This window comes from Streptococcus ratti FA-1 = DSM 20564 (assembly GCF_000286075.1).
Lineage (GTDB): Bacteria > Bacillota > Bacilli > Lactobacillales > Streptococcaceae > Streptococcus > Streptococcus ratti.
On sequence record NZ_AJTZ01000005.1, the window covers coordinates 1,126,375 to 1,141,324 of the forward strand.

12 protein-coding genes and 1 pseudogene are annotated in these 14,950 nt (G+C 42.1%); 3 read left to right on the forward strand and 10 right to left on the reverse strand.

The genetic code is table 11. The features are described from left to right. Positions 1–90 precede the first annotated feature (90 nt). The 3 genes and pseudogenes from SRA_RS07290 to SRA_RS07300 all read left to right on the forward strand — a co-directional run bounded on the left by SRA_RS07290 (position 91) and on the right by SRA_RS07300 (position 3,388). Positions 91–2,352 carry an ATP-dependent Clp protease ATP-binding subunit gene (locus SRA_RS07290; RefSeq protein ID WP_003089336.1) on the forward strand — a complete coding sequence of 754 codons (2,262 nt, stop codon included), beginning with the start codon at positions 91–93 and terminating at the stop codon, positions 2,350–2,352. A 190-nt stretch (positions 2,353–2,542) separates the two neighbouring features. After that, positions 2,543–3,018 (forward strand): annotated as a pseudogene (locus SRA_RS07295) (NUDIX domain-containing protein). A 67-nt stretch (positions 3,019–3,085) separates the two neighbouring features. Further along, entirely contained in the window at positions 3,086–3,388 is a 303-nt protein-coding gene (locus SRA_RS07300) for a DUF1827 family protein (protein ID WP_003089340.1), read from the forward strand. A gap of 316 nt (positions 3,389–3,704) precedes the next feature. Here SRA_RS07300 and ileS read toward each other — a convergent pair whose 3' ends face one another. From ileS to SRA_RS07350, 10 genes are all read right to left on the reverse strand, one after another. Further along, positions 3,705–6,497, reverse strand: a complete 2,793-nt coding sequence (ileS, locus tag SRA_RS07305) for an isoleucine--tRNA ligase (RefSeq protein WP_003089342.1) — start codon at positions 6,495–6,497, stop codon at positions 3,705–3,707. A 299-nt stretch (positions 6,498–6,796) separates the two neighbouring features. After that, a complete protein-coding gene (locus SRA_RS07310; RefSeq protein WP_003089343.1) occupies positions 6,797–7,591 on the reverse strand; it encodes a DivIVA domain-containing protein in 795 nt (264 codons plus the stop codon). Between the two features lie 10 nt (positions 7,592–7,601). Next, positions 7,602–8,390 (reverse strand): YlmH family RNA-binding protein, encoded by a 789-nt coding sequence (locus SRA_RS07315; RefSeq protein WP_003089345.1) that lies wholly within the window; start codon positions 8,388–8,390, stop codon positions 7,602–7,604. A 1-nt stretch (position 8,391) separates the two neighbouring features. Continuing rightward, entirely contained in the window at positions 8,392–8,649 is a 258-nt protein-coding gene (locus SRA_RS07320; RefSeq protein ID WP_003089347.1) for a YggT family protein, read from the reverse strand. Between the two features lie 3 nt (positions 8,650–8,652). Continuing rightward, positions 8,653–9,210, reverse strand: coding sequence for a cell division protein SepF (locus SRA_RS07325; RefSeq protein ID WP_003089348.1), 558 nt, complete (start codon positions 9,208–9,210; stop codon positions 8,653–8,655). A 13-nt stretch (positions 9,211–9,223) separates the two neighbouring features. After that, entirely contained in the window at positions 9,224–9,895 is a 672-nt protein-coding gene (locus tag SRA_RS07330; RefSeq protein ID WP_003089349.1) for a YggS family pyridoxal phosphate-dependent enzyme, read from the reverse strand. Positions 9,896–9,897: 2 nt separating this feature from the next. Beyond that, positions 9,898–11,202: a cell division protein FtsZ gene (ftsZ, locus tag SRA_RS07335; RefSeq protein WP_003089350.1), complete on the reverse strand. Its 1,305-nt coding sequence runs from the start codon at positions 11,200–11,202 to the stop codon at positions 9,898–9,900. Between the two features lie 23 nt (positions 11,203–11,225). Further along, positions 11,226–12,587, reverse strand: a complete 1,362-nt coding sequence (gene ftsA / locus SRA_RS07340; protein WP_003089351.1) for a cell division protein FtsA — start codon at positions 12,585–12,587, stop codon at positions 11,226–11,228. Between the two features lie 141 nt (positions 12,588–12,728). Further along, entirely contained in the window at positions 12,729–13,865 is a 1,137-nt protein-coding gene (locus SRA_RS07345) for a cell division protein FtsQ/DivIB (RefSeq protein WP_003089352.1), read from the reverse strand. Beyond that, positions 13,852–14,949 (reverse strand): UDP-N-acetylglucosamine--N-acetylmuramyl-(pentapeptide) pyrophosphoryl-undecaprenol N-acetylglucosamine transferase, encoded by a 1,098-nt coding sequence (locus SRA_RS07350; RefSeq protein ID WP_003089353.1) that lies wholly within the window; start codon positions 14,947–14,949, stop codon positions 13,852–13,854. The genes SRA_RS07345 and SRA_RS07350 overlap by 14 nt, the downstream gene beginning before the upstream one ends. Position 14,950 lies beyond the last annotated feature (1 nt).

Here is a 14,950-nt window from a genome sequence, read left to right on the forward strand (position 1 = left end):
GTGCTATAATTAATTTATAAAGTTTGACCATTATTGACCAAATGGGCTAATGTTCAAATCTTGTATTCTATGACGAAAGAGGTAGTAATTATGCTCTGTCAAAATTGTAATTTAAATGAAGCGACTATTCACTTGTACACAAGTGTTAACGGTCAGCAAAAGCAGGTTGATCTCTGCCAAAATTGCTATCAAATTATGAAAACAGATCCTGAAAACAACTTTTTGAATAATCCTTCCCATCAAAATTCTTCATCTATTAATCCTTTCTTTGATGATTTCTTTGGAGATTTGAATAATTTCCGAGCCTTTAATCAAGATCTGCCAAACTCCCCGCAGACTCAGTCAGGCGGCAATGGCGGCGGAAATAATCGGCGTCCCGGTGGACCTCGTCAGCAGGGTCCTCAAAGACCAAACGGTCTGCTGGAAGAATTTGGCATCAATTTAACAGATATTGCCCGCAAGGGAGAAATTGATCCTGTTATCGGCCGTGACGATGAAATTACCCGGGTCATTGAAATTCTCAACCGCCGAACTAAAAACAATCCTGTTCTCATCGGAGAACCCGGTGTTGGTAAGACGGCTGTTGTTGAAGGACTTGCTCAAAAAATTGTTGACAACGATGTCCCTCAAAAACTGCAAGGCAAAAATGTCATCCGCCTTGATGTCGTCAGCCTCGTCCAAGGTACAGGCATCAGAGGACAGTTCGAGGAGCGGATGCAAAAATTAATGGAAGAAATCCGGCAGCGCCAGGATGTCATCCTCTTCATTGATGAAATCCATGAAATCGTCGGTGCCGGTTCTGCCGGTGATGGCAACATGGATGCCGGTAACATTTTGAAGCCCGCTCTGGCCCGTGGAGAACTCCAGCTAGTCGGTGCTACAACGCTCAATGAATACCGAATCATTGAAAAAGATGCCGCTCTGGAGCGTCGGATGCAGCCAGTCAAGGTTGATGAGCCTAGTGTTGAAGAAACAATCACCATTTTAAAGGGTATTCAGCCTAAATACGAAGACTACCATCATGTCAAGTATACTGACGAAGCTATCGAAGCAGCTGCCAATCTGTCTAACCGCTATATCCAGGACCGCTTCCTGCCAGACAAGGCCATTGACCTGCTGGACGAATCTGGTTCTAAGATGAATCTGACGCTTAACTTTGTAGATCCAAAAGAAATTGATCACCGCTTGGCTGAAGCTGAAAATCTAAAAGCTCAGGCAACTCGCGATGAAGATTACGAAAAGGCAGCCTACTTCCGCGATCAGATTGCCAAATATAAGGAAATGCAGTCTGCTAAGATCGATGAACAAAACACACCAATCATCACAGAAAAGAATATTGAAGCCATTGTTGAACAAAAAACTAACATTCCTGTTGGTGAGCTCAAAGAAAAAGAACAATCGCAATTAATCCATCTGGCTGATGATTTAAAACAGCACGTTATCGGACAAGATGCGGCCGTTGACAAAATTGCTAAGGCTATCCGGCGCAACCGTGTCGGGCTGGGAACACCAAACCGGCCAATCGGAAGCTTCCTCTTTGTAGGACCTACCGGTGTCGGCAAGACGGAACTGTCCAAGCAATTAGCTATTGAGCTCTTTGGTTCTGCCGACAGTATGATTCGCTTTGATATGAGTGAATATATGGAAAAACATGCTGTCGCTAAACTTGTCGGAGCTCCTCCAGGATACGTTGGCTATGAAGAAGCCGGACAGCTGACGGAAAAAGTCCGCCGCAATCCATATTCTCTCATCTTACTTGATGAGGTTGAAAAAGCCCATCCAGATGTCATGCACATGTTCCTGCAGGTCTTGGATGACGGCCGCTTGACTGATGGTCAGGGTCGCACAGTCAGCTTCAAAGATACCATTATTATCATGACTTCCAATGCCGGTACAGGAACGTCTGAAGCCAGTGTTGGCTTTGGTGCCAGCCGAGAAGGCCGGACGAATTCTGTTCTCGGTGAATTAGGCAACTTCTTCAGTCCCGAATTCATGAATCGTTTTGACGGCATCATCGAGTTCCAAGCACTGAGCAAGGACAATCTGCTGAAAATCGTTGACCTCATGCTGGATGACGTTAATAACCGCTTAGCAGTTAATGACATTCATCTTGATGTTACTGACAAGGTTAAGGAAAAATTGGTTGATCTGGGTTACGATCCAAAAATGGGTGCGAGACCGCTTCGCAGAACTATTCAAGATCATATTGAAGATGCCATTACCGATTTCTACCTTGAAAACCCTGATCAAAAGAACTTAAAAGCTGTCATGACCAGCCAGGGAAATATCAGTATCAAGGCTGCTAATCATAAGGTTGAAACAGTAGCTAATACAGCGTCAGAGGCAGAATAGACCTGTAAAGAAGGCTGAGACAAAGGTCTTGGCCTTTTTTAATCTTCCTAGTGGTTAGTTCAGAGCGTATCCAAAACCCAAACAGTCCAGAGGCGGCTCCTGCTTCAACTTTTTAGCTGCAGTTGGTTTTGATTTTACACTGCACTAGGCAAAGAAGCTGTTTTTTAGTATAATAATAAACACTATTGAGATGATAACTGTGAAGGAGACTACATGAACCATCCAACTTTTGGCCAAAAAAAAGCAAACATTGATTATAAAGAGCGCTTTGGTGTCTATGCTGTTATTCCCGACAGCACTATGGAGAAAATTATCCTTGTTCAGGCACCAAACGGAGCCTGGTTTTTGCCGGGCGGTGAAATCGAAAAAGGCGAAAATCAACTGCAGGCCTTAGAACGAGAACTCCTTGAAGAACTAGGCTTTAGCGCTGCTATTGGTCAATACTATGGCCAAGCAGATGAATATTTTTACTCCAGCCACAGGGATACTTATTTTTACAATCCTGCTTATATTTATGAGGTAACAAGTTTTACAAAAGTTGGCAGGCCTCTTGAAGATTTCAATCACCTGGCCTGGTTCTCTGTTTCGGAAGCCAAGGAAAAATTAAAACGCGGCAGCCACAAATGGGGTATTGAATGTTGGCAAAAAGAGCACCAGAAAAACTAAATTCAGGCAGCATTTCTGCTCAAATCATGCTATAATATTATTACGAAACTACTACAGGAGGAAAGTTATGCGATTGATTAACACGACCAGCAGCCACCAGCGTCTGGTAAAAAATCAGCTGCAGCATACAGATGCGACACTTGTTGAAACTTATTCAGCCGGCAATACTGATGTTATTTTTACCCAAGCCCCTAAACATTATGAACTTTTAATTTCAAATAAACACCGTGCTATTAAAGACAGTGAAATTGAAGCTATCCGAGAATTTTTCCTCAAGCGTAAAATCGATAAAAATATTATTCTTTTAGATCAATTAAAAACCTTGCATACAGCAAATCTGATTGAAATTTCCATTCCGATAATTAACTAAAGTTAGGAACTTGCCTTCCTAACTTTTTCTTTAACCTGTCATGCCTTAGACATTGGCAATTGTTCTTATTGAGTCCTCTAACTTGCTTTTTGCACTAGTGCTGGTGATAGAATTGCTTACAATTCTATCACCAGAGATCAATTCGAGACTTTGGATCAGCAAAAAGGAATGAAAGTCAGAAACGAGGTCGCTTTTGCCCCCTCACTACATAAAGAATGCAAAAAATAAAATCAGATTTTGATTTTAACTGAGCATTAGACGAAAAAGACTTGGTCTCATCTTCACTTAACGGAAGATAAGTTCCAAGTCTTTTTGATTACTTATTTTCAAATCCTTGAACAAGAGCTTCTGGGAAATGCTCCTCCAGAATAGCTGCACAGTGATCGCAAATAACAGCATTATAAGAGCGTTCTTTAACACTTTCATCCACACGGCGGCAGCGGTCGCAGACCTGACCTTTGGCATGCTCAACAGCAAATGCGACATCTTCAAAAGCAAGTGCTGACTCTGGTGCTGCTTCTTGGGTCAATGTTAATTGTGATACAATAAGCAGCTGAGCCACATCGCTGTCAAGAGCTGTAAGAAGAGTCTGGACTTCCTCACTTGCATAAATAGTCAGATGGGCTTCAAGCGATTTACCGATGATCTTGGCATTGCGGGCTTCTTCAAGAGCCTTTTGCGCTTGATCGCGAAGCGACATGAAAGCGTCCCATGTGTCTAAAATCTCATCTTGATTGGCAAAATTTTGGGCCTGGGGCATTTCTGCCAGCTGTACAAACTCTTCTTTTTCATGTTCAAGATAGGACCAGATTTCTTCGCTGGTATGCGGCAAGATCGGTGTCAGCAGTTTTGTAATCTTGACTAAAATATCATAGAAAACAGTCTGCATCTGACGGCGGGCCAAGCTGTCTGCTGCTTCAATATAAACCACATCTTTGGCAAAATCAAGGTAGAAAGCTGACAGATCAATCGTCACAAAATTAACAACGGCCTTATAAATCGCCATGAAGTCATAGTCCTTGTACGCTTGATTAATGGCAGCCACCAGCTTGTTAAACTTAATGGTCATGTATTTATCAGCAGAGCGAAGGTTTTCAAAGGCAACCCTATCTGTCTGAGGATTAAAGTCAGCCGTATTGGCTAGCAAGAAACGAAGGGTATTTCTGATTTTACGATAGGTTTCTGATACCTGTCCTAAAATTTCCATAGATACGCGGACATCGCTGTTGGTATCAACAGAAGCCACCCACAGGCGCAGAATTTCAGCACCGTATTGTTTGGCAACATCATTTGGTGAGATAATATTGCCTTTTGATTTGGACATCTTTTCACCCTTGCCATCAAGCACAAAACCTTGAGACAGAACTGATTTATAAGGAGCATGCCCATTAACTGCAACAGAAGTAATCAAGGATGAATTAAACCAGCCGCGGTATTGATCGCTTCCTTCCAAATAAAGATCAGCAGGATAAGCGAGCTCTGGACGTGTATTTAAGACACCGTTCCAAGATGACCCTGAATCAAACCACACATCCATGATATCAGTTTCTTTGGTGAATTCCCCGTTAGGCGAACCCAGATGTGTAAATCCTTGAGGAAGCAGATCTTTGGCATCGCGCTGCCACCAGACAACAGACCCGTGTTCTTCAAACAGATCAGCAACATGATCCGTAACTTCCTTAGTCATAATGGCTGTTCCGTCTTCTGCATAGAAAATTGGCAGCGGCACTCCCCATGCACGCTGGCGGGAAATGACCCAGTCGCCGCGGTCACGGATCATATTGTAAAGTCGTGTCTTGCCCCAAGAAGGATAGAAATTAACTTTGTCAATCTCATCAAGAATGTCCTGACGGAATTTTGAAACCGAGGCAAACCACTGCGGCACTGCCCGCCAGATAATTGGTTTTTTCGTTCGCCAGTCAAATGGATAGGAGTGAGTAATGACCTCAGAAGCCAGCAGCAGATTACCTAATTTTTCCTTGACTGTCGGCAGAACCTTATCATAGAACTGCCCTTGAAAATCAGGACCGGCATTTTCCATCATAATCCCGCGCTCATCAACGGTAACAGCTACTTCAAGGCCATATTTGATCCCTACATTGTAGTCATCCTCACCAAAACCAGGAGCTGTATGGACAATTCCTGTACCAGAATCAAGCGTAACATGGTCGCCGTTCATAACCAATTCTTCCACATCATCATCCCATGGATGGGCTGTGACGATGCGGTCAAGCTCAAGTCCCTTATAAACTGCCAGAGTTTCTGGATTTTCCCAGCCAAAACGCTCTGATAATTCCAAAAGCAAGGCCTGTGCCACTACGAATTTACGTTCATCATTGGCCGGTTTCACCACAGCATAATCCATATCCGGACCAACAGTCAGACCCCGAGAGGCTGTAATGGTAAAAGGTGTTGTAGTCCAGACAGCAATATAAGTATCCGTATCCAAAACTCCCTTACCATCCTTAACACGGTTGGCATAGTAAAGTGAAGTAGATTCAATATCGTGATACTCAATTTCTGCCTCTGCCAGAGCAGATTCTGATGACCATGACCAGTAAACTGGTTTGGCACCGCGATAGATATAGCCCTTGTCAGCCATTGCACCAAAGACACGAATCTGAGCGGCTTCATATTCAGGCACCAGAGTTACATAAGGATTCTTCCAGTCACCAGCCACACCCAAACGCTTAAAGTCCTCACGCTGCTTATCAACCTGACTTAAAGCATAGTCGCGGCACATTTCCAAATATGTAGCCAAATCAAGTTCTTTGCGCTTAACACCTTTTTTAGCTAAGACTTGTTCAATAGGAAGTCCATGGGTATCCCAGCCCGGTACATAAGGAGCACGAAAACCAGACATAGACTTAGAACGTACAATAATGTCTTTTGAAATTTTATTGAGAGCATGCCCTAAATGGATATTACCATTAGCATAGGGAGGACCATCATGCAGGAAGAAGGATGGTTTATTGGCATTTAATTCCTGACGTTTAGCATAAATGTCGGCTTCATCCCATTGTTTTTGCCACTGCGGCTCTTTGTTGGGCAGCCCCGCACGCATGGGAAAAGGTGTTTTACCAAGGTTAAGCGTTTCTTTTAATTTCATTGTAACTCCTTATTCATTCTTCAATTCATTTGTAAAGGGATAACTGAGCTGTAAGAGCAAAGTCTCTGCTGGTTCCTGAGTAAAGAACAAAAAAAGAACCTTCATCAAAGGACGAAAGTTCGTGGTACCACCTTAGTTCAGACAGACAATGCCTATCCCTCTTGGCTTGTAAGGTAAGCTAAGCCTTCTATCCTAATTATTCAGATAGAAACTAACAAAATGATAAGACTTAATCAAGGGAGTGCAGATCTTCCACCATCACCTGCTCGCTGAACCTATTCATTAAGCTTGTGTTTTTGTTATTCGTTAATATTTAATTTAAAGGTTTGTGTCTCGTTCAAATTTAACTCTTCAGGCGTATCAGGCGCTGTTTCATGATTTGCTTCAATAATAATCGGCTGCTCATTGTCAGCTTGTGTTTCTTCCAATTTCTTATTGCTTTCAGCAACACGGCGGTGCAAATCTTCCAACTCTTCTGGAGTAAACTGACGCGTTACATCAATGGGCTCAGTATCTTCAGTATCCGGTACATGTTCATCTAAAACCTGTTCAACAACTTCTTTGAAGGCAGCATCTGAATTTTGCAGATAAACCGCTGTTGGCTGCAAAAGTTCTGTCCATTCCGGAGAATTAGCAAGAGTCAGCTGACCTTCTACCACAGATAAAAGGTGCTGATGGAACACACGGCTTTGGCGTTTCAGCTCTTCTGTTTCAACAGCAATACGCTTAGCTTCATCCGTAGCATCACGCAGAATTTCGTTAGCCTTTGCTTTGGCTGCATCAATCAATTGCTGAGACTCGTAAGTAGCCTTATTTAAAATGTTCGTTGACTCTGTACTTGCTGATGCCTTAACCTTCTCAGCTGTCTCCTGAGCTAAAATGACAGACTGACTAAGTGACTCTTTCATTTCATCAAAGTAGCCAAGTTTGTCTTCTAATTCCTTGATACGGTTATCTTTTTCACGATTCGTGCGTACCAATTCTTCATAGTCATCAACAACAATATCCAAGAACTCTTCAACTTCTTGAGTATTGTAGCCAAACATTTTCGTTCCAAAAGTTTTATCTTTAATTTCAAGTGCTGTAATTGCCATTTTATTCTCCTTATTTATGTATGATTCGGTCAATGGTCAGTTTATGTTTTCCATGCTTCGAAAAACCATTATCGCGTTTTACAGTAAATCTTCCGTAACCTCTGACACTGATTAAATTACCAACTTCAACCAGATGAGATACCTTAGGCTGAATGAGGTAATCCAGCTTCACCTTTTCGCTTTCGATTAACTTACTTGCCGTTCCCCGAGAAATCTTCAGAACTGCTGCAATAATTTTGTCTAATCGCATACTTGATGCTAAGATATCAACTTCTTTGGTACTGGATTGATTTTCCAGCTGTCTGTCAAAGGGGACTTCTTCAAAAATAACCGCCGCTCTTCCTATTTTACTCACCTGGATACTTAAATAGGAAACCATGCTTTTCTCAACAAAAACCTGCGCGCGATTTTCTTGAACTAAAATATCACCTAAAATATGACGTTCAATGCCTAATTTATTAATCAAGGTTCCCATAATCTGAGCATGCGTCAAATGATTAAATTTACTGTTGTATTTAATGTCCAGCAAGCTGATACCAAAGTCTGCCAGATCCAAACTATAGTAAGCCGGTGCTATCAGCAGCCGAGCATATTCGGAAGGTATAAAATCCGAGCTGACATAACATTTTAGATCTGTCTGCCCTACAATACTCTTCATGACTGCAATTTCTCTGGGATTTAAAAAATCCGTAAGACAAAAACTGTAGGTATCTTCTGCCTGTTTAATTAAATCATAAGCCTTTTCAACTAATTCTTGCTCTTCTAACCTAAAGTGCTGATAAATCTCTTGTTTTGCCATGTTAAATAAGAAGATTAAATAAAAACTGTTTTAATAAATTCAAAAGCAAAATAATGATAATGATTGTAAAATCCAGTCCTGCAAACTGCAGATTAAAACGTCTGAAAGGTTTTATGACTGGTTCCACAATATCAACTAACAGTCTCCCAAGCCAAGTATGGTAAGCATCAGGAAACCATGATAAGAGAGCATAAATCACCAGCAAGAAAGAATAGACTTCAATCGCTCTTGCCAGGATAAGCACAATATACACTAACATCGTTTAACGTCTCTTCATGTCGTAATTAAAGCTGACATCCTGACCATTGGCAGCAAGACTCATTTCTTCAATATCAACAATAACATTGATTGGTGTCAAAAGATACATTGATGCGCCAACCTTTTGCAGATTCCCTGCCAGCACCTTACTCGCTCCATCAATAAAGTCTAAGCAGCGTCTAGCTTGGGCTTCAAGCATATATTGAAAATCAATCAGCACACACTCATTTCGAATCAGCAGATCAACAATTTCCTCTGCATCCTCATATTTACGAGGGAATTTAAGGGCAATTGTTGTTTTTTCCTGCGCAGACTGCTGAGCATTATTGCGGCGGGTTGGCAGCGGGTGAATATTTTCTTCACTTGCTGGACGGCGCCCCTGTCCTGACTGTCCTTGGCTAGGCTGGTGACTTTTCTTTGCGTTTTGCTGTGTCTGCTGAGCAGCAGGACGTTTAGCAGATTCCTGCTGTCGAGCCGGTACAGCAACAGGTTCTTCCACTTCGCTGACTTCATCAGTGTCAAAGTAAGAAATAATTCTGTTAAAGCTATCTCTAAGTGCCATACGTATCTCCGTTTCATTTAAAGAATGCACTGCCTATCCGGACAAAGGTTGCACCATTTTGAACTGCAATCGGAAAATCACCGCTCATCCCCATGCTCAATTCATCCAAAGGCATATTCTTTAAGTTTTTTTCTTTTAGATTTTTTCTCAATGCATTGGCTTCGCTGAAAATTTTTGCCAATTCCTGCTCAGAAGCGTCTATTGGCGCCATCGTCATCAAACCAACAACTTTAATCTTATCAAATTTTTGAATTTCTTCAAGTATATTATCTACTTCTGACACTTTGAAACCATGTTTGCTTTCCTCGCCAGAAATATTAACTTGCAAAAAGCATTTAATATCATGTTCAGCCCGTTTTTGAATTTCAGCAGCCAACTTTACAGAGTCAAGGGCATGGAAATAATCAACTAGGTTGATAACATCCTTAACCTTACGCCGCTGCAAACTGCCAATCAGGTGCCATGTCAAATCATAGACCTGTAAAGCTTGATATTTGTCGAGAAACTTGTCAACCCTGTTTTCAGCAATATGCTTAACCCCTGTTTGAACAAGCTTTTCTGCCGTTTCACTGTCAGTATATTTAGTAACTGCAATAACAGTGACATCATCCTTACTGCGTCCGGCCGCCTGAGCACAGGCAGCGACTTCCTGAAAAATGCGATCTTTATTTGCTTGTAAGTTCATTGTTAACGGTTTTTAAAGAAAGGAGGTGTTTCCAATTCATCATCATCGTCTGAGTCAGCTGAAAAACTGCTCATTTTTAATTGACTGTCAATTTCACCTTCAGTAGGGCGGGCAATGCTTTCACGGCGAAGATCCCAGTCACCAAAGGCAGACTGCTGAGGCTGTGACTCTGATTGTGTTTGTCTTGGCTCTGCCGCTGGCATTTCATGGGATTCATTCAAATCAAAATCAAAATTTTGACGGCGTTCAAAGTTTGGCTGTGAAGCGTTTGAAGAAGGAGCTTGCTGCTGAGGTCTCGGCTGATTGTAAGGCTGTGACTGACGGCGAATGCCGGACACTTGCTCAACACGGTCAGGACGAACACCTGTAGCAACTACGGTCACGCGAATCTCGTCTTTCATAGATTCATCAATTGCTGTACCGAGCCAAATATTGACTCCGTGGCCTGCAGCCTGATTAACAATTTCCGAAGCTTCTTCAGCTTCTGTCAGTGTCATATCAAGACCGCCGGTAACATTGACAATGACATCTTCTGCCCCATCAATTGTTGTTTCAAGGAGCGGTGAATAAGTCGCTTTGCGAGCGGCTTCAATAACACGCTCTTCCCCGGTTCCGACACCAATTCCCATCAGTGCATTTCCTTTATTTGCCATGACTGTTTTAACATCAGCAAAGTCAAGGTTAATCAAACCGGGACTGGTAATCAAATCGGTAATCCCCTGTACACCTTGGCGGAGCACATTATCAGCTTCACTGAGTGCTTCAAGAAGCGGTGTTTTCTTATCAACAATTTCAAGCAAATTATTATTTGAAATAATAAGAAGGGTATCTACTTCATCGCGAAGTTCATCAATACCTTCAATTGCATAATTGCCGCGCTTGCTGCCTTCAAAACCAAACGGCCGTGTAACAACAGCAACGGTCAAGGCACCGACTCCTTTAGCAATGCGAGCGATAACCGGAGCAGCTCCTGTACCAGAACCACCGCCCATACCAGCAGTGATAAAGACCATATCAGCACCACTGAGAGCTTCTGTTAAGGCTTCTTCGCTTTCCTCTGCGGCTTTGCGGCCGATTTCAGGCTGGCCGCCGGCACCCAGTCCGCGAGTCAGTTTAGGACCGAGCTGAATCACCGTTTCAGCTTTAGAGCTGCTCAGAGCTTGGATATCGGTATTGGCTGCGATGAATTCAACACCAGAAACGCCTTCGTCAATCATGCGGTTGATAGCGTTGCCGCCGCCGCCGCCGACTCCAATTACTTTAATTACTGCACCTTGTACAGATGCTGCATCGAATGAAAATGCCATTTTAATCTTTCCTCACTTTAATTTTAATCAAACATACTGCCAAAGATACCACGTACGCGGTCACTCATCTTTTGTTTTGGCTTGGCTGCTTCTCCTTTTTTAGGAGGAAGCTCTTCCAGCTGCGACTCAAGAGTGGTAGATTCTTGTGTTTGAGCGAAACTTCTAGTTTTAGGAGCAACACCTGTCGGTTTAATATCAATTGGTTTTCTTCTCAATTTTTCATCACCAGAAACAGCTCCCTGTGCCAAGATATCAACCTCAGTCAGTGTCCCTACATACTCAACAATACTGATAATGTTAGCAAACATAGGGTTTCTGATACCTACTTGATTTGGAACATGAAGTTTGACATTGGCACCAAAGATTTCCTGAGCAACCTCTACAACACCGGGCATAATTGCAGCACCGCCAACGATAACGATACCGCCGGGCAGATCAAGCAGTCTGCCGCGTTCCAGATCTTGTTTGATACGATCCAGCAAGTGGCGGACACGTGCTGAAATAATTTCCGAAAGGTAACGTTCAGTGATCTCTATTGGATTTCTTTCACCGACAACTTCTACCTGCACTGTTTCTGTTGAGCTGGCTTCAGAGACATTGGCTTCTCCGAAATTAAATTTAAGTGCTTCAGCAACTTGGTGCGATGTTTTAAGAACTTTAGAAATATCCTTAGTGATGTAATCGCCGCCCTCTGCATAGGTATTTGTAAACTGCAGTTCTTGGGCACGCATTGAAGCAACGGTGGTCTGACCGCCTCCCATATCAATCACAGTGGCACCAAATTCGCGTTCTCCTTCGTTTAGCACTGATTTTGCCAGAGCAAGCGGCGAAATAATAATATTTTCAACCTCAATACCTGCACGCTCCACTGTTTTACGAAGATTATGCAGAATCGTGCTTGGACCAGTATAAATTAAGCCGCGCATTTCTAAGCGGATCCCCATCATTCCGCGAGGATCGCGGATACCCTGAAAACCATCTACAATGAACTCCTCCGGAATCAGGGAAATAACTTCACGTTCCGGTGTGATGCTCTTGGTCAAGGCTGAGCGAACCACACTGTCAACATCTTCGTCTTTGATTTCTTTAGATTCGTTGGGGACAGGAATCATTCCTTGGGTAGGCTCAATCTGCAGCAGATTTGCCGGCAGACCGACATTCACCTTGCTGATTGACATCCCCGCTTTTTCTTCAGCTTCTTCAATCGCTGCTTTAATAGCGTCTGCTGCAGTGTCTATATCAATGATAATACCATCTTTTACACCCGAACTTTTAACATTACTGACACCGATAACGTTCATACTGCCGTCAATAAATTCAGCAACCAAAACTTTAATCGAGCTTGTTCCTATATCCAATCCTGTAAAAAAGCCATTTCTAGCCATTCACTCGACCTCTCTATCTTTCCATTCTATTACTGTCAAAAACAGAATTATTCAGAAAATATTATACCATAAAAAAACGTAAAATGTTAAGCTTTTTACGTTTTTTGTTATAGAAACTTAATTTCTTGATTCTCATGAAAATCATGGAGCAGCAGTCGCTTCTGTCACCTGCTGAGTAGTTTCGCCTGACTCGGCAGACGAAGAAGACGAGTTGTCATCCGCTGACGGCTCGCTTGATTCTTCCTCAGAAGAGCTTTGACTGGTTGCAGATGACTTGTGTTCGGCAAGAGCAGCTTCAATATCTGAATTGGTACTGTAGAGACCAACTTCCATATCAACAATGCTGCTCCCTGTCAGATTCTTCTTGATTTTAGGATAGTAAGGCAGTTTGCTGTCAATTTCTGACAAAGGAACACGGACAGTATTGCCGTCTGTCATTTCCAGCAAAAGCAAATCTTTCGTAGAGTTCGAATTAGCTGAGGAAATAGTCTTAATTTCCTTAACTAATGCTTGATCTAATTTTGCTAATTTTTTAACGAGTACCTGTACATCCTGCACTTTATCAAGATTGATGGTCAAAAAAGATTCAGGCAGTTCTGAGGCATTGACTGTATCGGCCTGTGCACCGTTTTCTAAAATAGGGATATAGCCATTGTCAGTCTTCCTATAAGCAATGATGCTGCGCTCTTTTACCTTCAGCGTAAAATTATTAGGAAAATGGTAAATCAGATGGGCTTCTTTAATCCATTTATCCTTGGCTTTTAAGGTAGTCTCAAAACGGCTCCTGTCAAAAATCAAAGCTGTTAGATAATCTGATTTCTTAATACCTGAGCGTTCAATCAGCTGAGCTTCAATGGTATTTTTATTGCCTGAAACCTTTACCTTTTTTTGACGGCTGAACGGGCTGACCATAAACAAAGAAAACAGCAAAACCAGCACTGAAACGGTGATTACCAAAAAGGCCTGCCAAAAATCTTTGCGGGGAATGACCCGTGGTCTTTTCTTCTTGGGCTTTTTAACTTTCGCTTGTTTTTCTTTTGGCTTTTCCTGCTCAGCATCTCTGTCAGACACAGGCTGCTCTTTCGCCTTTGATTTGGCTTCTTTAGAGACATCTTTGTCAGTCTGAAACTGAGCTCTTTTTTCAGCTATCTTTTTTTCATTTAGTTTTTCTTTTTCAAGCTTTTCTTCCTGTTTTTTTCTGAGAAATTCCAAATTGCGCTGCTGCCACTCTGTTAAAGGAATTTCTTGCTTTTCTGTGTCTTTTTTATCTTTTGCCATTATTTTCCTTTTTTTCAGTTCCTATATCTTTTAACAAAAGACTGTAAAAATTGTCCGGAGAGGTAATCTCGTTTGACGAGGCCATATTCTTTTTATAAAAATCTTGATTAACTAGTAAGTTTTCGACTTTTTCAGTCAAATTAGCAGTATCTAAATATTCTTCAGGCAATTGCTGAGCATAACCTTTGTTTTCAAAATAAGCAGCATTTTCCAGCTGATCCCCGCGGCTGGCCTCTTTACCCAAAGGAACAATCACATGCAGTTTGTTCATCGCCAGAAGTTCAAAAATAGTATTGGATCCGCCGCGTGTAATAACAACATCTGCCAAATCCATGAGAGGCTGATAAAGGTCAGTTACATAATCTACCCGATAAAGATTTGGGCTCAGGCTGTTTAGCTCCTTATCGCCAGAAATATTGATAATATTATAATGTTCTATCAGCTCTGGTGTTTGTGAAATAAAATCATTAAAGATTTTTGCACCGGCTGATCCCCCAATAAAAAGCAGTGTTTTCAAATCAGGGTTAAACTGTTCTTTGACAGCCTCAATCTGCTCCGCCGCTGCTTGACTCAAATCTTTCCTGTCAATTTTAGTAATGGCGCCGACATGCTTTGTTTTAGCCAATGTATCTGCCTGTTCAAAAGTAGTATACATGGTCGTTGCAAACTTATAAGCAATTTTATTGGCCAGCCCCATTGATAAATCTGATTCGTGAACGAAAACCGGCACCCTTAAAAACTTGGCTGCGATCACAGGCGGAACTGATACAAAGCCGCCTTTAGAAAACAGCAGCTGCGGTCGAATTTTAGCAATAACAGCCAAAGACTGCAAAGTACCCCAGCCAACCTTAAAAGCATCCAGCAGATTTTGCCAGGAAAAATAGCGCCGCAGTTTGCCAGTCGCAATCGAATGAAAGCTAACATCAAGACCTGACTGCTTAATCTGCTCGTGTTCAATTCCGTGTTTATCACCAATGTAGTGCACTTCCCAGCCATCTTTAAGAAATTTAGGAATAAGAATCAAATTGAGAGTAACATGGCCGACAGTTCCGCCGCCTGTAAAAACAATTTTCTTTTTTGCCATG